The 19,855-nt window shown below is 67.1% G+C and carries 18 protein-coding genes; 15 read left to right on the forward strand and 3 right to left on the reverse strand.

The window, feature by feature from the left end; translation table 11 throughout:
* The 6 genes from rfbG (at position 1) to ACIGHN_RS14970 (ending at position 5,457) form a co-directional block, all read left to right on the forward strand.
* Positions 1 to 1,059 (forward strand): CDP-glucose 4,6-dehydratase, encoded by a 1,059-nt coding sequence (gene rfbG / locus ACIGHN_RS14945; protein WP_396505001.1) that lies wholly within the window; start codon positions 1 to 3, stop codon positions 1,057 to 1,059.
* Positions 1,056 to 1,628: a dTDP-4-dehydrorhamnose 3,5-epimerase family protein gene (locus ACIGHN_RS14950; RefSeq protein WP_396505002.1), complete on the forward strand. Its 573-nt coding sequence runs from the start codon at positions 1,056 to 1,058 to the stop codon at positions 1,626 to 1,628. Before rfbG ends, ACIGHN_RS14950 begins: the two co-directional genes overlap by 4 nt.
* Positions 1,625 to 2,866 carry a class I SAM-dependent methyltransferase gene (locus tag ACIGHN_RS14955; RefSeq protein WP_396505003.1) on the forward strand — a complete coding sequence of 414 codons (1,242 nt, stop codon included), beginning with the start codon at positions 1,625 to 1,627 and terminating at the stop codon, positions 2,864 to 2,866. The genes ACIGHN_RS14950 and ACIGHN_RS14955 overlap by 4 nt, the downstream gene beginning before the upstream one ends.
* An 89-nt stretch (positions 2,867 to 2,955) precedes the next feature.
* Complete coding sequence (locus tag ACIGHN_RS14960) at positions 2,956 to 4,080, forward strand: DegT/DnrJ/EryC1/StrS aminotransferase family protein (protein WP_056420036.1); 1,125 nt, start codon at positions 2,956 to 2,958, stop codon at positions 4,078 to 4,080.
* 16 nt (positions 4,081 to 4,096) lie between these two features.
* Positions 4,097 to 4,747: a GNAT family N-acetyltransferase gene (locus ACIGHN_RS14965; protein ID WP_396505004.1), complete on the forward strand. Its 651-nt coding sequence runs from the start codon at positions 4,097 to 4,099 to the stop codon at positions 4,745 to 4,747.
* 62 nt (positions 4,748 to 4,809) lie between these two features.
* A complete protein-coding gene (locus tag ACIGHN_RS14970; protein ID WP_396505005.1) occupies positions 4,810 to 5,457 on the forward strand; it encodes a hypothetical protein in 648 nt (215 codons plus the stop codon).
* A gap of 60 nt (positions 5,458 to 5,517) precedes the next feature.
* On the opposite strand, the gene ACIGHN_RS14975 is transcribed toward ACIGHN_RS14970, so the two are convergent.
* Entirely contained in the window at positions 5,518 to 7,716 is a 2,199-nt protein-coding gene (locus tag ACIGHN_RS14975; protein ID WP_396505006.1) for an acetylglucosamine transferase, read from the reverse strand.
* 135 nt (positions 7,717 to 7,851) lie between these two features.
* On the reverse strand, positions 7,852 to 9,342 hold the full coding sequence (locus ACIGHN_RS14980; RefSeq protein ID WP_056420029.1) for a flagellin: 1,491 nt from the start codon (positions 9,340 to 9,342) through the stop codon (positions 7,852 to 7,854).
* 322 nt (positions 9,343 to 9,664) lie between these two features.
* On the opposite strand from ACIGHN_RS14980, the gene ACIGHN_RS14985 reads away from it, so the two are divergent.
* The 4 genes from ACIGHN_RS14985 (at position 9,665) to ACIGHN_RS15000 (ending at position 13,645) form a co-directional block, all read left to right on the forward strand.
* Complete coding sequence (locus ACIGHN_RS14985; RefSeq protein WP_056420025.1) at positions 9,665 to 11,155, forward strand: flagellin; 1,491 nt, start codon at positions 9,665 to 9,667, stop codon at positions 11,153 to 11,155.
* 231 nt (positions 11,156 to 11,386) lie between these two features.
* Entirely contained in the window at positions 11,387 to 12,820 is a 1,434-nt protein-coding gene (gene fliD / locus ACIGHN_RS14990; protein ID WP_056420022.1) for a flagellar filament capping protein FliD, read from the forward strand.
* A 63-nt stretch (positions 12,821 to 12,883) separates the two neighbouring features.
* Positions 12,884 to 13,342 (forward strand): flagellar export chaperone FliS, encoded by a 459-nt coding sequence (gene fliS / locus ACIGHN_RS14995; protein WP_056420020.1) that lies wholly within the window; start codon positions 12,884 to 12,886, stop codon positions 13,340 to 13,342.
* 3 nt (positions 13,343 to 13,345) lie between these two features.
* Entirely contained in the window at positions 13,346 to 13,645 is a 300-nt protein-coding gene (locus ACIGHN_RS15000) for a flagellar protein FliT (RefSeq protein ID WP_056420017.1), read from the forward strand.
* A gap of 399 nt (positions 13,646 to 14,044) precedes the next feature.
* Here the strand turns inward: ACIGHN_RS15000 and fliE are convergent, their stop codons facing one another.
* Positions 14,045 to 14,356: a flagellar hook-basal body complex protein FliE gene (gene fliE / locus ACIGHN_RS15005; RefSeq protein WP_010466044.1), complete on the reverse strand. Its 312-nt coding sequence runs from the start codon at positions 14,354 to 14,356 to the stop codon at positions 14,045 to 14,047.
* 177 nt (positions 14,357 to 14,533) lie between these two features.
* On the opposite strand from fliE, the gene fliF reads away from it, so the two are divergent.
* The 5 genes from fliF to fliJ are packed head-to-tail and all read left to right on the forward strand — an operon-like array spanning position 14,534 to position 19,850.
* Complete coding sequence (gene fliF, locus ACIGHN_RS15010; RefSeq protein ID WP_056420015.1) at positions 14,534 to 16,222, forward strand: flagellar basal-body MS-ring/collar protein FliF; 1,689 nt, start codon at positions 14,534 to 14,536, stop codon at positions 16,220 to 16,222.
* 27 nt (positions 16,223 to 16,249) lie between these two features.
* Positions 16,250 to 17,245 carry a flagellar motor switch protein FliG gene (gene fliG, locus ACIGHN_RS15015; RefSeq protein ID WP_056420012.1) on the forward strand — a complete coding sequence of 332 codons (996 nt, stop codon included), beginning with the start codon at positions 16,250 to 16,252 and terminating at the stop codon, positions 17,243 to 17,245.
* Complete coding sequence (locus ACIGHN_RS15020) at positions 17,229 to 17,972, forward strand: FliH/SctL family protein (RefSeq protein ID WP_396505007.1); 744 nt, start codon at positions 17,229 to 17,231, stop codon at positions 17,970 to 17,972. The genes fliG and ACIGHN_RS15020 overlap by 17 nt, the downstream gene beginning before the upstream one ends.
* Positions 17,962 to 19,356 (forward strand): flagellar protein export ATPase FliI, encoded by a 1,395-nt coding sequence (gene fliI / locus ACIGHN_RS15025; RefSeq protein ID WP_056420010.1) that lies wholly within the window; start codon positions 17,962 to 17,964, stop codon positions 19,354 to 19,356. The genes ACIGHN_RS15020 and fliI overlap by 11 nt, the downstream gene beginning before the upstream one ends.
* Before the next feature lie 32 nt (positions 19,357 to 19,388).
* Entirely contained in the window at positions 19,389 to 19,850 is a 462-nt protein-coding gene (fliJ, locus tag ACIGHN_RS15030) for a flagellar export protein FliJ (RefSeq protein WP_056420008.1), read from the forward strand.
* Positions 19,851 to 19,855 lie beyond the last annotated feature (5 nt).

Consider the following 19,855-nt stretch of genomic DNA (forward strand, 5'->3'; position numbering starts at 1 on the left):
ATGCGTCCTGATCCCGACTTCTGGCGCGGCAAGCGCGTGTTGCTGACGGGCCACACCGGCTTCAAGGGCGCGTGGCTGGCCCTGTGGCTGCAGCGCCTGGGCGCACAGGTCACCGGCGTGGCCCTGCCGCCCCCGGCCGACCCCAACCTGTTCACGCTGGCGCGGGTGGACGAGGGCATGGACAGCCATTTCTGCGACGTGTGCAACCCGCAGGCCCTGGCGATGCGCATCCGCGCCGCGCGGCCCGACGTGGTGCTGCACCTGGCCGCGCAGGCGCTGGTGCGTGCAAGCTATGCCGACCCGCTGGCCACCTTGGCCACCAACATCATGGGCACGGCCCACGTGCTCGATGCCCTGCGCGGCCTGCCCGAGGCGCGCGTGGCCCTGGTCGTCACCACCGACAAGGTCTACCGCAACCGCGAATGGGCCTACCCCTATCGCGAGGACGACCCGCTGGGCGGGCACGACCCCTACAGCGCCAGCAAGGCCGCGGCCGAACTGGTCACCGCCAGCTACCGCGACGCCTTTTTGGCGCCGCAGGGCGTGGCCGTGGCCACGGCCCGGGCGGGCAACGTGATCGGCGGCGGCGACTGGGCGCAGGACCGCCTGCTGCCCGACGCCGTGCGCGCCTGGGAAAAGGGCGAGACGCTGCACATCCGCCGCCCGGACGCCACGCGCCCCTGGCAGCATGTGCTCGAACCCCTGGCCGCCTACCTGCGGCTGGCGCAGCGCCTGTGGGATGCCCCGTCGCTGGCGGGCCCCTACAATTTCGGGCCGCTGCCGCACGAGGCAGCCAGTGTCAAAAATGTGATCGAAATGGCCTCTGGCGCTTATCCAGTAAGCGCCGTAAGCTGTGAAAATGATAGTGATGGCCCGCACGAAGCCGGTTGGCTGGCGCTGGAAACCGCCCACGCCCGCCAGGCCCTGGGCGTGGCGCCGCGCTGGGCGCTGACCACGTCCGTCGCCCGCACCATGAACTGGTACCGCCAGCAGCACGGCGGCGCCGATGCCCGCACGCTGTGCCTGGCCGACATCGCCGCCTGGGAGGCGCAGGCGTGAGCCGCCTTGGCCGCACACCCTTGCCCCTGGCCGGGCTGTTCCGCATAGAGCGGCAGCCGCTGGCCGACGAGCGCGGCTTCTTCGCCCGCCTGTTCTGCGCGGACGAACTGGCCGCCGCCGGCTGGACGCATCCCATCGCGCAGATCAACCACAGCCACACGGCGCGCGCCGGCACCGTGCGCGGCCTGCACTACCAGCGCCCGCCGCATGCCGAGATGAAGCTCGTGACCTGCCTGCGCGGCGAGGTGCTGGACGTGGCCGTGGACCTGCGCCACGGCTCGCCCACCTTCTTGCAGTGGCATGCCGAGCGCCTGTCGGCGGACAACGGCACGGCGCTGCTCATCCCGCCGGGCTTCGCGCACGGCTTTCAGGCCCTGACCGACCAGGCCGAGCTGCTGTACTGCCACTCGGCCGCCCATGTGCAAGGGGCCGAGGCGGGCCTGAACCCGCTGGACCCGCGCCTGGCCATCGCCTGGCCGTTGCCGCCCGCGGGCCTGTCGCCGCGCGACGCGGGCCAGCCCTGGCTGACCGACGGGCCCGGCCCCGAATTCGAAGGAGTGCGCCTGTGAAGTGCCGACACTGCGGCAGCCCGCTGCAACTGCCGTTCCTGGACCTGGGCAGCGCGCCCCCGTCCAACGCCTACCTGCCCGAGGCCGCGCTGCGCGCGCCCGAGACCTGGTTCCCGCTGCGCGTGCTGGTGTGCGAGACCTGCTGGCTGGTGCAGACCGAAGACCACGCCGGGCGCGAGGCGCTGTTCACCGACGACTACGCGTACTTCAGCTCGTTCTCGTCGTCCTGGCTGGCCCATGCCGATGCGTACGTCGGCGCGATGCGCGAGCGCCTGGCGCTGAATGCCGACAGCTGCGTGGTCGAGGTCGCCTCCAACGACGGCTACCTGCTGCAGTACGTGCAGGCCGCGGGCATCCCCTGCTACGGCGTGGAGCCCACGGCCAGCACCGCAGCCGCGGCCCGCGCCAAAGGCATCGAGGTGGTCGAGCGCTTCTTCGGCGTGGCCCTGGCCGACGAACTGGCCGCCGCCGGCCGCCAGGCCGACCTGATCGCCGCGAACAACGTGCTGGCGCATGTGCCCGACATCAACGACTTCGTAGGTGGTTTTGCGCGGCTGCTCAAGCCCCACGGCGTGGCCACGTTCGAGTTTCCGCACCTGCTGCGCATGGTGCAGGGCTGCCAGTTCGACACCGCCTACCACGAGCACTACTCGTACCTGTCGCTCACCGCCGTGGAGCGCATCTTCGCGGCCAACGGCCTTGTGGTGCTGGACGTGCAGGAGCTGCCTACCCACGGCGGCAGCCTGCGCGTGTTCGCGGGCCGGGCCGACGCGGCCGGCCACCCGCACGCCACGGCCGAGGGCGCCAGCCATGTGCGGCAGGTGCTGGCCACCGAGGCCGCTGCAGGGCTGCTGGGTGCCGATTTTTATGGCGATTTCCAGGCCCAGGCCTTGCGCATCAAGCGCGAGCTGCTCACTTTTTTATTGCAATGCCAGGCCGATGGCATCACCGTGGGTGCCTATGGCGCAGCCGCCAAGGGCAACACCCTGCTCAACTTCGCGGGTGTGCGGCCCGATTTGCTGGCCTACGTGGTGGACAAGAACCCCGCCAAGCAAGGCCAGTACCTGCCCGGCAGCCGCATCCCGGTGGTGGGCGAGGCGCACCTGCACGCCCACCGGCCCCAGCGCGTGCTGATCCTGCCGTGGAACCTGCGGGACGAAGTCAGCGCGCAGCTGAGCGGCATACGGGAATGGGGAGGGCAGTTTGTCACGGCCGTTCCCCGCCTGGAAGTCTGGTAGCCGCCTCACGCGCTCCCTACGCATCCGCGACGCAAAGCAACGCACCCGCCACGCCCCATCTGAACCGTACACAACCGAAGGAGACCACCATGATCCCAATGTTCAAGCCCTTGATCGAACAGGAAGAAATCGATGCCAGCCGAGAGTCGCTGGAGCTGGGATGGCTCGGCATGGGCAGCTACGTGTCGGGTTTCGAGAAAAAGGTAAAAGAGATCCTGCAGGCCCCCGACCGCCATGTGGCCGCGGTGAGCACCGGCACTGCGGGCCTGCACATCGCGCTGCTGCTGGCGGGCGTGGGCCCGGGTGACGAGGTGATCGTGTCGGCCTTCAACTGCTCGGCCGACTACCAGGCCATCACCTGGGTGGGGGCGGACATCGTGTTCTGCGACTGCACCGACGACACGCTCGAGCTGGACCTCGCCAAGGCCGAGTCCCTGGTGGGCCCGCGCACCAAGGCCATCATCGTGATGGACTACGACTGCATCATCAGCAACCACGAGGAGATTGCCGCGTTTGCAGAACGCCACAAACTGCGCGTCATCCACGACGCGGCCCACTCGTTCGGCTCCAGCTACAAGGGCCGCATGGTCGGCAGCTTTTCGGACATCTGCGTGTTCAGCCACGACCCGGTCAAGACCGTGACCTGCCTGGACGGTGGCACCGTGGTCGTGCGCACTGAAGAGGAGCTTCGCCGCGTGCACGAACTGCGCCTGCTCGGCATGCAGCAGCCTGCCGAGGTGATGTACCAGAACAAGCGCGCCTGGACGTTCGACGTCGAGCGGGTAGGCTTTCGCTACCACATGCTCAACATGCACGCCGCCATCGGCCTGGCGCAGCTGGGCAAGCTCGACGTGATCAAGTCGAGCCGCCAGGCGGCATCGCGCCGCTACAACGAAAAGCTGCAGGGCATCGCACAGGTGCGCACGCCCGCGACCGACTTTGCCGATGTGAACCCGTTCCTGTACTACATCCGCGTGCCGGCGGAGCACCGCGATGCGCTGCGCGACTTTCTGAAGGCCAATGGCGCCGACACGGGCATCCACTGGCAGCCGGGCCATTGGTTCTCGCTGTGGAAGGACTGCCGCGCCGGCGACCTGTCGGTGACGGACAGCGTGGGCAAGGGCATTCTCTCGCTGCCCCTGCACTCGCGCATGTCGCTGGACACGGTGGACGCCGTGGCCGAGCAGGTGCGCCGCTACTTCGAGCAAGCCTGACGAACGGGGGGCGGCCATGCAAGCACCCACTCCTGGACAGCAGCTTTTCGCTGCGATCAAGCAGACGGCCCGCGCCGGCGAGCCCGGCCTGGTGCTGCCGGTGGGGCAACCGCTGGCGGCGGTCGTGCGGCCCATCGCCACCGTGCCCGGGCACACCGATGCCCTGGACGCGCAGCTGCTGACGGACTGGCGCAATCGCCACGTCAAATCCTTCCTGACCGAATTCGTCTCCACCCCCGAGCGCACGGCGGCCTGGCTGGCCGGAGCGGTCCATGGCAACCCGGGCAAGATGCTGTTCATGGTGGAGACCCTGGACGGCGCGCGCGTGGGGCATGTGGGCCTGGGCTTCATCGACTGGCAGCGGGGGTACGGCGAGGCCGACGCCATCGTGAGCGGCGGGGCGTCGCCCCCGGGGTTGATGAAGGCCTCGCTGCTGGTGCTGATGCGCTGGGCCCGCGACGCGCTGGGGCTGCAGACCCTGGCGGTGCGGGTGCGGTCGGACAACCCGGCGGTCGAGTTCTACCGCAAGGTGGGTTTTCAGGAATACCAGCGCGTGCCCATCGTCGCGACCACCGTGCCGGGCGGCGTGGACTGGAACGAAGACCCCGCGGCGGTCGGCGCGCCGGCCAGCCTGGTGTACATGCAATTGCAGCTGCCCGCGGCCTGAATGACTGACTGACCGATTGACTGATTAAGCGGCTGCGGCGCACCGCCTTGGGAGACCCCACCATGGACATCTTGCGGATGGACCGCGACCGGTTGCTGCGCTACGTGGTGCAGCAGCTGCACAACACCCTGCCCGACGACTTCGACCCGCGCCCCGACATCGATGCGCATCTGGACGAGGCGCTGCACCGGCTGCACACGTGCATCAATGCAGTTCGGCCCTGGCGGCAGGACTGCTTCGACCCGCTGCACTCCACGCAGTACTGCAGCTTTCTGTACTTGCTGGCACACACCATCTGGCGCAGCACGGGCAACGCCGACACGCCCACGCGACTCTTCTTGCTGAACAAGGCGCTGAACGGCATCGACCTCTTTTATGAAATCGAGCTGCCGCCGGTGTTCTTCATCGGCCATTCCGTCGGCATCGTCTTTGCCAAGGCCACCTACGGCAACTACCTGGTGATCTACCAGAACTCCACGGTGGGCAAGAACCACGGCGTGGCGCCGGTGCTGGGAGAGGGGGTCGTGATGTACCCCGGCACCGCCATCATCGGCGGCTGCCAGGTGGGCGATGCCACGGTGCTGTCGCAGGGCACGAGCCTGGTCAACACCAGCACGCCGGGGCACTGCACCGTGTACCCGGCCGACGCCGGCAAGGTGAGCTTCAAGCCCACCCGGCGCGACGCCTTGCAGGACATCTTCCGGCTCTGACGCGACCACGGCGACGGCGACGGCGAACCTACGCGCGTCGTCTGTCAATCAACTCATCGATCAGCCGGCCGCGACGCCCATCCCCATCGCCTGCGTGGCGTGCTGCAGGTAGGTCACCGCAAACTCGGTATGTCCATGGGCATGCTCCACCTCGGCCAGGCAGGCCAGGGCCACAGGGTCGTGTGGCACGGCGCTGAGCACCAGCTCCGCCAGTTCCGTCACGGCCACCCAGTGGCGGCCCGTGACACCTTGCGCCGGTCCCGGCGCCGCAGGCGTTGGGGGCGCCGCCTTGGCTTTTTCCACCAGGTCCTGCAGGAGCTGGTGGGCTTCGTGCAGGCTCACCCGGTGGCCGGGCTTCAGGCCCACGCCGGGCACAGGGGGCTGCGTCCACTCCTGCGGATACTGCTGCACCCAGGTCTGGATGGCCTGCTCCTGCGCCTCGGGGTCGTCCGGGTGCTCGGCCCGGGCCAGCCACTGCAGCCACATGACCCGCAGGCCCTCGCCGAAGCACTGGTTGTACAGGTCCTCGCGCATCAGGGGCGAGTTCTCCGTCTCGCCGCGCAGGCTGAGCCGCAGGTCGTTAAGCGCCGGCACGTCGGCCGCCAGGCCCGCCGCGATGCGCACGTAGTCGTCCGGCGTCTCGGCCAGCCACTCGGTGCGGCCCAGGTAGGTGAGCATGCCCACGCCCATGCGGCTCTTGAAGCTCTCGCCCACCATGGAAACGATGGGCACGCCCATCCACAGCACGTCGAAGGTGGTGGTGCCGCCGGTCAGCGGAAACGGGTCCAGCGCGATGTCGATGCGGTGGTAGGTGAGGTACTGGTTGTCGTGGCTGAGCGCCACCAGGTCTACGCGCGCCGGGGGCAGCCCCAGCCGCTCGCACCGGTCGCGGTAGGCCTGCGCGAACTCGGGGCGGTCGAGGTTCTTGCCTTCGATCAGCAATCGGGAATCAGGCACGGCCGCAAGAATCCTGCCCCACAGCGCCAGCACCTCGTCCGTGAGCTTGCCCAGGTTGTTGCAGCTGCCGAAGGTGACGAAGCCGTTGCTCACCGCGGGCGACGTGCGCACCTGGTAGCGGGGCTGGTAGCGCCACAGGGGGTTGCGGCTCATGGGCCGGTAGCAGGCGAACAGCGTCGGCAACCGGTAGAGGTGCTCGGTGTATTGCGTCTCGGCCCCGGGCGGGTCGGTGATCTCGTCGGAGAACTTGTAGTCGACCGCCTCCAGCCCGGTCGTGGCCGGAAACCCGAGCCAGGACACCTGGACGGGGGCGGGCTTGTGGGCCAGGGCCAGCAGCCCGTTGTTGCCGGTGTGGCCGGCCAGGTCGATCAGGATGTCGATGTCGTGCGCATGGATGGCTTTTGCCTGCTGCTCCGGCGTGAACCCGGCCAGCCGCACGAAATGGTCGACATGGCGCTCCACGCGGTCCGTGACATGGTCGGAGCGGGGGAACAGGAAGAAGGCATAGACCTCGAATTGCCGCCGGTCGAGCTGTGCCAGCAGGCCTTCCACCGAGTACATCACCGCGTGCACCCGGAAGTCGGGCGACAGGAACCCGATCTTGAGGCGCCGCCACGGCGGGCCGCGGTGCGCGTCGAAATGGGGCCACTCGGGCCGCAGCGGGGGCTCGAACACGCTGCCGAAGTGCCGCGCCGCCACCGACAGCTGGGACGCATCCACCTGGGGGTCCGCCAGCATGAACAGCAGCCGGTTGGTGTAGTTGCCCGGGTCGTTGGGGCGCAGCGCGATGGCTTTCTCGCAGTCGTGCACGGCCTCGCGCACCTGGCCCAGCTCGCGCCGGTGGATGGCGCTCTGCATCAGGGCCGCCACCTGGTCGTGGAGCGTGTCCGCCAGCCTGGCGGCTTCCTGGCTGGCGGCAAAACCCTTGTCGTGCAGGTTGATCAGGTAGCAGCACTCGGCCAGCTTGATCCAGGCGATGGCCTGCAGGGGGCGCAGGGCGCACACCTTCTCCAGCAGCGGCAGGGCGTCGATGTTGTAGGCGTGCTCGATCAGGATGTTGGCGTAGTTGACGAGCAACTCGGCATCGTCCGGCCAGTAGATCCGCGCCTGCTTGTAGGCCTTGAGCGCGCCATCGAAATCACGCTGCTTGTTCAGCGAGAAGCCCAGCAGGCGGTGCGCGGTGAGGTGTCGCCCGTTCTTGCGCAGCGTCTGGCGGCACAGGCGGGTGAGGAGCGGCCAGTCAGCGGCGGTGAGCGCCGCATGCAGGCGGGCGTCGTCCTGTTCGGTGTGTTTGGGTTGCACGTTGCGGCCGATCTCCGGGCAAAGGGGCTTCAATGGGGCAGTGTGCCACGCACAAAGGCAAAGGGGCCCGTCGGGGCCCCTTTGTCGTCGTCATCGTTCCACCACCTGAGGGGCTGGCACCAGGCTGCTGGTGAATTACTTGAGCAGCGAGAGCACGCCCTGCGGGATCTGGTTGGCCTGGGCCACCATGGCCGTGCCGGCCTGCTGCAGGATCTGGGCGCGCGAGAGGTTGGCGGTTTCCGCCGCGAAGTCCGCGTCCTGGATGCGGCTGCGCGAGGCGGAGAGGTTCTCCGACGTGATCTGCAGGCTGGCGATGCTGGTCTCGAAGCGCGACTGCATGGCGCCCAGCTTGGCGCGTTCGCCGCTGATGAAGGCCAGGGCCGAGTCCACGGTCTTCAGGGCATCGGTCGCGTTGGTGAAGGTGGTCACATCCAGGTTGGCCACCGTGTGCAGCGACGAGCCGCCGTTGTCCAGCTGGTTGCTGGCCGAGGTCAGGGCGAACGACTTTTCGGAGTCGAGCGTGATGTAGCCACCGGTGGAGACGTTCTCTGCCGTGGTGTCGGCGGTCAGCGTGCGGGCCGTGCCGTTGCTGGCGCCGGCGGCGTCGTAGCCCGTCACGGTGACAGCGGCCGCGTTGGCGTTGGCGGTGTCGCCGATCACGATGTCATTGCCGGTCGCGTTGGTCAGGATGATCTGCGTGCCGTCCGAGCTCAGCGAGGCGTTGATGCCCGTCTTGGCCGATTGCTCGTTGATGGCCGACACCGCGGGCGACAGGCGGTCGGTGCCGGTGGCGGACGTCAGCGTGAACGACACGGTGCGGGCGGCCCCGATGTTGTCGCCTTCCAGCGTCAGCGAGTACGAACCGGCCGATGCCATGCCGGCCAGGCGCACTTCGGTGCGGGCCGTGGCGGTGACGCCGGTGGTGGACTGCAGGGAGTTGATCTGGTCGGCCGTGGCCTTGGCGGTGGCGTTGGAGGCCACCGTCATGGTGCCGGTGCCCAGGTAGCCGCTGATGGACACAGCGCCGCTGGTCACGCCGTTGGAGACGGCCGTGGTGCCGCTGACCGGCGCCTGCGCGCCGATGCCGGAACCGTTGGAGGCGATGTTCTGGTTGTTGCCGTACACGCTGGTGCGCAGGTTGGCGGTGGCCGCCACAATGGTCTGGTTGGCGTTGGCACCGACCTGGAACTGCTGCGTACCAAATGTGCCGTCCAGCAATTTCTGGCCGTTGAATTCGGTGGTTTGCGAAATCCGGTCAAGTTCTGCCACCAATTGGCCGACTTCCTGTTGCAGGGCCTGGCGGTCGCCGGCACTGTTGGACGCGTTGGCCGACTGGACGGCCAGTTCACGCACCCGCTGCAGGATGTTGCCGGCGGAGCCCATGGCGCCTTCGGCCACCTGGGCGAGAGAAATCCCGTCGTTCGCATTGCGAACAGCCTGGTTCAGGCCACGGATCTGGCTGGTAAAGCGCTCGGAAATCGCCAGGCCCGCCGCGTCGTCCTTGGCGCTGTTGATGCGCAAGCCCGACGAGAGGCGTTGGATGGCGGTGTTCAGCGAGGCCTGGCTGGTGCCCAGATTGCGCTGCGCGGTGAGCGAGCTGATGTTGGTATTGATGGTTGCTGCCATGGCGAAACTCCTTAACGTCGCAAGACGGATCTGTTTGCCGGTTCAAGCGCACCCGTCCGGCTGTCAATGAGGGAACGATGGACGAATTGTGGAGACGCCACTTTTTGGCGTTGGGGAGATAAGCGGCAAAAAAGTCGCACAACTTGTGCGTTTGACCCTCAAGTTTTCCGGCGGCGACCCGAAAACATTTGCAACGGTCCGTAAGCGGCCCGCCGTTCACCAGAGGCTAAGGAGCGCTGGAGAACCCAGGAGGCCAGCGTGGTGCTGGCGACCCCGGCCGGCGGCAACGCCATATTCAGTCAGTTCTTTCTGGAGATTTGCAATGGCTTCCACCATCAATACCAACATCGCCTCGCTCACCGCTCAGCGCAACCTCGGCACCAGCCAAACGTCGCTGAACACGTCCATCCAGCGCCTGTCCTCGGGCCTGCGCATCAACAGCGCCAAGGACGACGCGGCCGGCCTCGCGATTTCCGAGCGTTTCACCAGCCAGATCCGCGGCCTGAACCAGGCGGTTCGCAATGCCAACGACGGTATCTCCCTGGCGCAGACCGCTGAAGGCGCACTGAAGGCTTCGGGCGACATCCTGCAACGTGTGCGTGAACTGGCTGTGCAATCGGCCAACGCCTCCAACAGCGCTGGCGACCGCCAAGCCCTGCAACAGGAAGTGGGCCAACTGGTCTCCGAACTGGACCGCATCTCGCAAACCACCGAATTCAACGGCGCCAAGCTGCTGGACGGCTCGTTCGGTACGCAACAGTTCCAAGTGGGCGCCAACGCCAACCAGACCATCGTGGCTGCCACTGCCAACCTGCGCACCAGCGTGTACGGCAACAACCAGAACGTGGCCTCCAACGGCTCCGGCATCGGCGCACAAGCCCCTGCCAGCGGCACGACGGCTGTGAACAACGGCGTGACCAGCGGCGCTGTGTCCATCAGCGGCTACCTGGGCACCGGCAGCCTGACCGTGGCGTCCAGCGCCACCGCCAAGGCCACGGCCGACCAGATCAACGGTATCAAGGCCAGCACTGGCGTGACCGCCACGGCCCGCACCGAAGTGCGTCTGGGCGGCATGGCATCGACCGGCTCCTACTCGCTGACCCTGGAAGGCGACAACGCCGGCGCACCCCGCACCGTGTCGTTCACGCTGACGTCCGCCACCGGCACCGACCGCCTGTCGGCCGCTGTGTCCGCCATCAACGACCAGACCGCCAAGACCGGTATCAATGCGTCGCTGAGCTCCGACGGCACGCAAGTGATCCTGACCAACGCCACCGGCAATGACATCGTGGTGGGCGACACCGCCAATGCCAACGCTGCCGCCGTGACGGTGACGGGCTACGACGCTGCCGGCGCCAGCAACGGCACCGCCCGCACGCTGACGGCCGACACCACGGCAGAAAACGTGTCCACCGGCGGTTACATCACGCTGGACTCGGAAAAGTCCTTCGCCATCACCTCGGCCAGCAACCAGCTGGATGCAGGCGGCTCGGCACTGCAAACGGTGGCCAACCTGGACGTGACCACGTTCGGCAACGCCACCAACGCCCTGAAGACCGTGGACTCCGCCCTGGCCTTCATCAACGGCGAACGCGCCAAGCTCGGTGCTCTGCAATCGCGCTTCGAAACCTCGATCAGCAACCTGCAAGTGACGTCGGAAAACCTGTCTTCTTCGCGCAGCCGCATCCTGGATGCCGACTTCGCCGCAGAAACGGCCAACCTGTCGCGCTCGCAGATCCTGCAACAGGCCGGCACGGCGATGGTGGCCCAGGCCAACCAGCTGCCACAGGGTGTGTTGGCCCTGCTGCGTTAAGCGGCGGGTAGGGCGGTCGGGGCGTTGCAGCGCCCCGGCGGGACCAGGCGGCGGCAGATTTCTGTCGCCGCCATTTGGCTTTTTGGCGGCAGATTGCTTCGCTGCCATCGGGCACTTCAAGCCAGTGGGTGCCAGGACCGCTGGATAAGACGGGTTTCCTGGTGTGAATACGGACGATGCTGGCGGCCATTCGGCGCCATAATTTCCGTTGGACCAGTTCAGGAGGTTGTTATGGCCACGATTTCATCCGTAGGTGTCGGCACGAATGGGCTGAATGTCAAAGACATCATTTCCAAGTTGGTCGAACTGGAAAAAGCGCCACTGACCAAGCTGGGTGTCGAGGCCGCCACGGTCAAGACCAAGATTTCCGCCTTCGGCCAGATCAAGTCGATGGTGTCCACGCTGCAGGATGCCGCGAGCAAGCTGACCAGCGTGACGGGCTGGAATGGTGTCTCCACCACCTCGTCCGATTCCAAATTCGTATCCGCCACCGCTGTCGGTGGCACCTTGCCCACCACGTTCAGCGTGGAGGTGCAGAGCCTGGCCAAGGCCCAGGCCACCGCCTCCGCGGCACTGCTGCCGGTCGGCGGTGCGCTGGGCGCCGGTACGCTGCGCCTGGAGCTGGGCAAGTGGAGCGTCTCTCCGGCGTCTTTCACGCCCGGGTCCGGCCAGCCGGTCGATATCACCGTCAGTGCGAGCGACAAGCTGTCCGACGTGGCCAGCAAGATCAATGGCTCCAATGCGGGCGTGACGGCGTCGATCCTCACGGACGCCTCGGGCGAGCGTCTGCTGCTGCGCAGCAAGAGCACGGGCGAGGAGTTCGGCTTTCGCCTGAGCGTGATGGAAGGCGCCGACACCGATCCGCTGAGCGCGGGCAACACCGATGCCTCGGGCCTGTCGCGCCTGGTGGCCGGCTCCACCGTGACGGCCGTGGCCGCCGACGCCAAGGCGACGGTGAACGGCATTGCCGTGTCGTCCGCGACGAACACCTTCGCGTCCACGGTGTCCGGCGTGACCTTCAAGGCCGAGCAGGTCACCACCGCGCCGATCGACATCACCGTGGGCAAGGACCAGTCGGCGATCCAGTCCAACATCGACGGCTTCGTGAAGGCGTACAACGCCATCAACGAACTGCTGCAGGATGCGACCAAGTACGACGCCAAGACCAAGTCGGCCGGCCTGCTGCAGGGCGACTCCACGACCGTGGCGCTGCAGAACTCGCTGCGCAACGCGATCCAGTCGGTCACCACGGGCGGCGGCGCCTTCCAGCGCCTGGCCGATGTGGGCATCACCCAGCAGCTGGGCGGCAACCTGGCGGTGGACACCACCAAGCTGAACAAGGCACTGTCCGAAAATCCGGACGATGTGAAGAACCTGTTTCGCAATACCGGCGGCGGCGCGGCGGACGGCATTGCCGTGCAGCTCAAGGCGCTGACCACCAACCTGCTGTCCAACGACGGATTCTTCAAATCCAAGGACGACACGCTGCAGCTGAACCTCAAGCGCAACTCGCAGGACCAGACCCGCGTGAGCGAGAAGGTCGACTCCTTCGAGAAGCGGATCACGCGGCGCTACAACGCGCTCGATACCCAGCTGAGCAGCTTGAACGGCCTGAACACCTATATCTCGCAGCAGGTGGCCGCCTGGAACAAATCGACGGGCTAAAGAGGCTTCAGTTTTTCTGGCGCAGGCCGATAACTCAAGTAATACCTCGGAAGGATTGTCAGCATGTTCAGCGCCTACAGCCCTCGTGCAGCCAACGCTTATCAGCGCATCAATGTGGAGACCAGCATGCACACGATGGACCAGCACCAGCTGGTCGCATTGCTGTATGAAGGTGTCCTCAACGCCATCGCCACCGCGCGGGGCTCCCTGGCCCGTGGCGACGTGCTGGGCAAGGTCAACGCCATCGGCAAGGCGGTGCGGATCCTCGAAGAAGGTCTGAGCACGTCGCTGGACAAGGTGGACGGCGGTGAGCTGGCCGAAAACCTCGGTGCGCTGTACGACTACTGCATGCGCCGCCTGATCCTGGCCAACGCCCGCAACGACGACGCCATCATGCTGGAAGTGATGCGCCTGATCGAACCCGTGGCCCAGGGCTGGGGCGAGATCAAGAAAACCGGCGCGGCTTCCGCGTCTCCCGCCAATTCCCCTGCCGCTGGCCAGCCCGTGCTGGTGGAGGCTTGAGTCATGTCCCACATGCTGATTGATTACTACAAGGCGATTGAAGACAGCAGTGCCAAGATGCTGGAGGCTGCCAAGCTCAAGGACTGGGACGGCGTGGTGCGCTACGAAGGCGCCTGTGCCGTGCTGATCGAGCAACTGCGCTTCAAGTCGCAAGAGCACGAGCTGCTCCCCGAGCACCGCCGCGAAAAAAGCCGCATCATGCAGCGCATCCTGCGCAACGACGCCCAGATCCGCTGCCTGGCAGAACCCTGGCTCGCCCAGTTCGAACACCTGTTCGAAGGCCAGCCGCAGATGATGCACTGAGCCCTGCGCTGAAGCCCAAGACAAAGCCGACCCTACGAGGTCGGCTTTTTCATGGGCCAAATAGGGTTCTACCGCTTGTCTATCAAGCGCAAGCAGCTATAAAATTAAGAGCAATTAGCTCCTGACTCCTGGCGCGAAGGCTCCACGGGCAACGAAGTCCCCGATACCAAGAGCGTGGCGTGTATTTTGGGAGGTAAAAAGTGCCCGCAGCGCTTATCCAACCAGCGCAAGCAGCTACGAAATCAGGAGTAGGCCCCCACGGTTCGATACCGGCGCGCTCCCCCGCGAGGGATGCCCAGCAAGGGCCGCCCCGCAGCGAGGGCATCGTCCCCTTGCCCACAGCGCGCAGCGCTGTGAGAGCGAGGGGAAGGCGCGCAGCGCCTCAGGGGAGTGCCCCTGCTATACCTGCATGTTCATGATGTCGGTATACGCCTGCACCATGCGGTTGCGCACGTGCAGCGTGGCCTGGAAGCCGATCTGCGCCTTCTGGATGGCCACCATGGTCTCTTCCAGGCTGACCGAGGGATTTTCCATCTGCACTTCGGTCTGCAGGTTGGACGACTTGTTCTGTGCGGCGCTGACCGACTGCAGCGCGCCCTTGAGCGCGCCCGAGAAACCCACGTCGTTGGCGTCGTTTTGCGGCGCTGCAGCACGGCGCGCCACGCCTGCGCCCGTCAGGGGGGCGGTAGAGCTGGAGATGCGAAGGTCCATGGCTGTGGTTCCGTGGGGAATAGGGGTATGCTGCGTATCCTAGCCATCGCGCCGGGGTTCATCGCTGGGAATTGATGGCCAAACGCGCGGCTTATTCAGCGAACATTTCGGAGGCGGGACCGAATAATCGACCCCACGCTTTGGTCCCTCGTCGGGCCTTCCTTACTGGAACGCAAGATGTCTGCAGTTGCTGAAATACCCCTCAATCCTCCCGCCAGCCCGAACTGGCTGCAGCGGCTGTCCACGCTGGACAGGGCCAAGCGCATGCGGCTGGGCGTGGGTGTGGCGCTGCTGGTCGCGGTGGCCATTGCTGCGATCGTGCTGGGCCGCCAGCCCGACTACCGGGTGCTGTTCGCCAACCTGAGCGACAAGGATGGCGGCGCCATCGTCGCCCAGCTATCGCAGATGAACGTGCCCTACAAGTACGCGGACGGCGGCGGCGCCATCCTGATCCCGTCCGACCGCGTGCACGACGTGCGCCTGCGCCTGGCCACCCAGGGCCTGCCCAAGGGCTCGGTGACGGGCTTCGAACTCATGGAGTCCAGCAAGTTCGGCATGACCCAGTTCCAGGAGCGCCTGAACTTCCAGCGCGGGCTGGAAGGCGAGCTGACCCGCTCCATCCAGGCGCTGTCCTCGGTGCAGGGTGCCCGCGTGCACCTGGCGCTGCCCAATCAGAATGGTTTCTTCCGCGAGCAGCAAAAGCCGTCGGCATCGGTGCTGGTCAGCCTGCACCCCGGCCGCATCCTGGACCGGGCCCAGCTGGCGGGCATCGTGCACCTGGTGGCGTCCAGCGTGCCCGAGCTGTCGCCCTCTGCCGTGAGCGTGCTCGACGACACCGGCAAGCTGCTGTCGCAGTCGCCAGACGGTGGCGGCACGGGCACCGAGGTCAATGCGCAGCAACTGCTGCACGTGCAGCAGCTCGAGCAGCAGTACACCCGCCGCATCATGGACATCCTGGAGCCCGTGGTCGGCCGCAACAACGTGAAGGCGCAGGTGACGGCCGAAGTGGACTTCACGCAGACCGAGTCCACGTCCGAGCAGTTCCGGCCCAACCAGACCCCCGATTCCACCGCCATCCGCAGCCAGCAGGTGCTCGAGAGCAAGGGCAGCGCCAACAAGACCGCCACGGGCGTGCCCGGTGCCGTGTCGAACCAGCCACCGGCCCCGACCACAGCGCCCGTCAATGGCGCCAACCCTGCACCCACAGCCGGCAATAGCCAGCAGGGCACCGAAGAGCAGACCAGCAAGCGCGAGTCGACCACGAACTTCGAGGTGGACAAGACCGTGCGCGTCACCCGCGGCAGCACCGGCAACGTCAAGCGCCTGAGCGCCGCCGTGGTGGTGAACTACCAGACGGCCGAGGACAAGGGCAAGCCGATCACCAAGGCGCTGACACCCGAGCAGCTCGAGCAGATGACCGCCCTGGTGCGCGAGACCATCGGCTTCAACAAGGAGCGCGGCGACTCGGTCAACCTCATGAACACGCCGTTCCTGGTCGACGCCACACCGGTCAACGACACCCCGCTGTGGAAGCAGCCCGAGGTGATCGACCTGGCCAAGACCTTTGCCTGGCCGGTGGGTGCCGTGCTCTTCGCGGCCCTGGTGCTGCTGGGCCTGGTGCGGCCTGCGCTCAAGAGCGGCACTGCCGCCAAGCCCCAGCCCGTCGCTGCGGCCGGTGGCCAGCTCGATGCGCTGGAGTCGGAGACGCCCGAGCGCCCCGCGCTGCCGGCGCCGAACAAGAAGGACGAGGTGCTGCCTGCAACGCCCGAGCAGTTGCGCCTGGACGATGCACGCGTGCTGGCCAAGGAAAATCCTGTGGCCGTCGCCAACATCCTGAAGTCGTGGCTCAACGGCGACCCCGCCTGATAAACCCATTCATTCCGGACGACCACCATGGACGAGCAAGGACTCAACGACGCCGCCATCATGCTGATGTCCCTCGGCGAAGAAGAGGCTGCCGAGGTCTTCAAGCACTTCTCGCCCAAGGAGGTGCAAAAGCTGGGCGAGACCATCGCCCGCATGCGGTCGGTGTCGCGCGAGAAGGTCGATCAGGTCATCAACAAGTTCTCCAACGCCGCGTCCGCGCAGAGCCTGCTGGTGTCCGACACCGGCAACTACGTGCGGGCCGTGCTCAAGCGCGCGCTGGGCGACGACAAGGCCGGGCTGCTCATCGACCGCATTCTGCAGGGCGGCGACGTTTCGGGCATCGAAAGCCTCAAGTGGATGGACCCGCTGTCCGTGGCCGAACTGCTGCGCAACGAGCATCCGCAGATCGTGGCGGCGATCCTGGTGCACCTGGACAGCGACCAGGCGTCCGGCATCCTCATGCACCTGACGGACCGCCAGCGCAGTGAAATCCTGCTGCGCGTGGCCACGCTGGAGGGCATCCAGCCCACGGCGCTCAAGGACCTGAACGAGGTGCTGTTCAAGGTGCTGGCCGGCGGCGACAAGATCCGCAAGAGCTCGCTGGGCGGCGTCAAGGCCGCGGCCGAGATCATCAACCTGCTGGGCGGCAACATGGACGCCGTCGTGCTCGAATCGATCCGCGGCTACGACCCGGACCTCGCCCAGAAGATCATGGACAAGATGTTCGTGTTCGAGGACGTGCTCAAGCTCGACGACAAGGCGATCCAGACCGTGCTCAAGGAAGTGGCGTCCGAGACGCTCATCGTCGCGCTCAAGGGCGCGGTGCCCGAGCTGCGCGAGAAGTTCCTGTCCAACATGTCCTCGCGTGCGTCCGAAGCCATGCGCGAAGACCTCGAGTCGCGCGGCCCCATGCGCCTGTCCGAGGTCGAGGCGCAGCAAAAGGAAATCCTGAAGACCGTGCGTCGCCTGTCCGACGAAGGCCAGATCGTGATCGGAGGCGGTGGTGATGATGCATTCGTCTAGCCGCTCTTATTCCCGCTTCATCCCCAGCGAAGAGGTGGGCGACTTCACCCAATGGAAGTTCGGTGCCGTGGATGGCTCCGACCTGCTCGAGCCCGAGCCCGCCGAAGCGGTGGCGGAGCTGCCGCCCGAGGTGGACGAAGCGGCCCAGCAGGCCCTCGTCCAGCAAGCGTGCGACGATGCCTATGCCGAAGGGTTCGCGCAAGCCCAGGCCGAGACGGCACTCGAGTGGCAGCGCCGCATGGACGCCTACATCGCGCAGCAGGGCGCGGAGACCGCCCAGCGCCTCAAGGGCGTGGAGCAGGCGTTCGACGCGAGCCTGATCGACATGCAGCAGCAGATGGCGCAGCAACTGCTGGAGCTGGCCTGCGACATCGCACGCCAGGTGGTGCGGCAGGAGCTTTCGGTCAACCCCAGCGCACTGCAGCCCGTGGTGCGCGAAGCGGTGAACATGCTCGTCACGGAAGGCCGCCCGGCCATGGTCCGCCTGAACCCTGCCGACATGCAGGCGCTCGAGCAGCCGCTGCGCGAAGACCTGGACGGGCCGGGCGTGAAGTGGGTGGCGGATGCCGCCGTGGCGCCTGGCGGCTGCGTGGTCGAGTCCGCCGGCACCGTGGTGGACGGCAGCCTGGACAAGCGCTGGCAGCGGGCCATTGCGGCGCTGGGCCTGCAGTCGCCGTGGCAGGAGCCGGAGAGCCAGCAGGAGAAGGAGGGCGGCGATGAGCGTTGACGCTCCTTCTGCCTGGACGCGGTTCATGGACGACGCGCGCGAGCGCGTGGCCGAGCCGGCGCCCCTGGAGACCCGTGGCACGCTCACGCGCCTGACGGGCCTGGTGCTGGAGGCTGTCGGCATCCGCGTGCCGGTGGGCTCCCAGTGCATGGTGCAGATGCCCGGGCATGAACCGGTGCTGGCCGAAGTGGTGGGCTTTTCTGCCGACCGCGCCTTCCTGATGCCGGCGGGCGACATCCATGGGCTCTCCAGCGGTGCGAGCGTGGTGCCTGCGGCCCCCTATGTGCCCATTCCCCGCCTGGGCGAGCCGGCACGCGTCATCCAGCGCGCCGGCGTGCTGCGCCTGCCGATGGGCGAAGGCCTGCTGGGGCGGGTGGTGGATTCGCAAGGATTGCCGCTGGACCATGGCGGGCCCGTGCAGGACGTGGTGGCCGAGCCCATGGGCCGCCGCCAGATCAACGCCATGGACCGCGACCCCGTGCGCGAGTCGCTGGACACCGGCGTTCGCGCCATCAATGCGCTGCTGACCGTGGGGCGCGGCCAGCGGCTGGGGCTGTTTGCCGGCTCCGGCGTGGGCAAGAGCGTGCTGCTGGGCATGATGGCCCGCTACACCCGCGCCGACGTGATCGTGGTGGGGCTGATCGGCGAGCGGGGCCGCGAGGTCAAGGAATTCGTCGAGGACATCCTGGGCGAGGACGGCCGCGCACGCTCGGTCGTGGTGGCCGCTCCGGCGGATGCGCCGCCGCTGCTGCGCATGCAGGGCGCGGCCTATGCTACCGCGGTGGCCGAGCATTTTCGGGACAAGGGCAAGCATGTGCTGCTGCTCATGGATTCGCTCACGCGCTATGCCATGGCCCAGCGGGAGATCGCGCTGGCCATCGGCGAGCCGCCGGCCACCAAAGGCTACCCGCCATCGTGCTTTGCCAAGCTGCCCCAGCTGGTGGAGCGCAGCGGCAATGGCCTGCACGGCGTGGGCTCCATCACCGCGTTCTACACCGTGCTGTCGGAGGGCGACGACCAGCAGGACCCGATTGCCGATGCCGCCCGGGCCATTCTGGACGGCCACATCGTGCTGTCGCGCGCGCTGGCCGAGACGGGGCACTTCCCGGCCATCGACATCGAGCAGTCCGCATCGCGCGTGATGCACAACGTCGTGTCGCGCGACCACTTCGACCTGGCCCGGCGGTTCCGGGCCGTGTATTCGCGCTACCAGAAGAGCCGCGACCTGGTGCAGGTGGGCGCGTACATGAGCGGATCGGACCCGGCGCTGGACGAGGCCATTCGCCTGCAGCCGGAGATGGCCGCCTTCTTGCAGCAGGACATGTTCGAGGCCGCCTCCATGGACGAGAGCGTCGGCGGCATGGCGTCGGTGCTGGACCGTTGACCGCATTGCGCCCTCACCCTGCGTAGCCCACCATGTCCAACCTCCACTCCCTCGCCGTGGCCATCGACGTTGCCGAGCGCAAGCGTGACGACGCCCGCAAGGTGCTGCAGGACACGCTGGCGGCGCAGCAGGCCGCGCGCGCGCAACTGGATCAGCTGGAAGATTACGCCCGCGAGACCGAAGCACGCTGGGGCATGAAGGCCGACACGGCCATGCAGCCGGAGGTGATGTACCACCACTACCAGTTCATGGACCGCCTGGGCCATGCCGCGGGCATGCAGACGGGCGTGGTGGGGGACCACGCAGGCCGGGTGGAGGCCGCGCGGCGCGCCTTGCTGGACGCCGAACTGCGGCTCGCCAGCCTGCGCAAAGTCATCGACAAGCGCCGCCACGACCTGGAGCTGGCGCAGACACGAAGAGATCAGAAACAGACCGACGAGCGGGCCGCGCTGCAGTACAGCAGCGCGAGCCGCAGTTCGGTGGGCCAGGAGTAGCAAGC

It is taken from the genome of Acidovorax sp. NPDC077693 (assembly GCF_044542805.1).
Classification (GTDB): Bacteria; Pseudomonadota; Gammaproteobacteria; order Burkholderiales; family Burkholderiaceae_C; genus Acidovorax.

What these genes read in the sequence shown, in the direction of transcription:
- fliD (WP_056420022.1), top strand. Translation starts at nt 11,387, where the DNA reads ATGGCCACGATTTCATCCGTAGGTGTCGGCACGAATGGGCTGAATGTC.
- fliI (WP_056420010.1), top strand. Translation starts at nt 17,962, where the DNA reads ATGAGCGTTGACGCTCCTTCTGCCTGGACGCGGTTCATGGACGACGCG.
- fliS (WP_056420020.1), top strand. Translation starts at nt 12,884, where the DNA reads ATGTTCAGCGCCTACAGCCCTCGTGCAGCCAACGCTTATCAGCGCATC.
- fliE (WP_010466044.1), bottom strand. Translation starts at nt 14,356, where the DNA reads ATGGACCTTCGCATCTCCAGCTCTACCGCCCCCCTGACGGGCGCAGGC.
- fliG (WP_056420012.1), top strand. Translation starts at nt 16,250, where the DNA reads ATGGACGAGCAAGGACTCAACGACGCCGCCATCATGCTGATGTCCCTC.
- ACIGHN_RS15000 (WP_056420017.1), top strand. Translation starts at nt 13,346, where the DNA reads ATGTCCCACATGCTGATTGATTACTACAAGGCGATTGAAGACAGCAGT.
- fliF (WP_056420015.1), top strand. Translation starts at nt 14,534, where the DNA reads ATGTCTGCAGTTGCTGAAATACCCCTCAATCCTCCCGCCAGCCCGAAC.
- fliJ (WP_056420008.1), top strand. Translation starts at nt 19,389, where the DNA reads ATGTCCAACCTCCACTCCCTCGCCGTGGCCATCGACGTTGCCGAGCGC.
- rfbG (WP_396505001.1), top strand. Translation starts at nt 1, where the DNA reads ATGCGTCCTGATCCCGACTTCTGGCGCGGCAAGCGCGTGTTGCTGACG.
- ACIGHN_RS14960 (WP_056420036.1), top strand. Translation starts at nt 2,956, where the DNA reads ATGATCCCAATGTTCAAGCCCTTGATCGAACAGGAAGAAATCGATGCC.
- ACIGHN_RS15020 (WP_396505007.1), top strand. Translation starts at nt 17,229, where the DNA reads ATGATGCATTCGTCTAGCCGCTCTTATTCCCGCTTCATCCCCAGCGAA.
- ACIGHN_RS14965 (WP_396505004.1), top strand. Translation starts at nt 4,097, where the DNA reads ATGCAAGCACCCACTCCTGGACAGCAGCTTTTCGCTGCGATCAAGCAG.
- ACIGHN_RS14985 (WP_056420025.1), top strand. Translation starts at nt 9,665, where the DNA reads ATGGCTTCCACCATCAATACCAACATCGCCTCGCTCACCGCTCAGCGC.
- ACIGHN_RS14980 (WP_056420029.1), bottom strand. Translation starts at nt 9,342, where the DNA reads ATGGCAGCAACCATCAATACCAACATCAGCTCGCTCACCGCGCAGCGC.
- ACIGHN_RS14970 (WP_396505005.1), top strand. Translation starts at nt 4,810, where the DNA reads ATGGACATCTTGCGGATGGACCGCGACCGGTTGCTGCGCTACGTGGTG.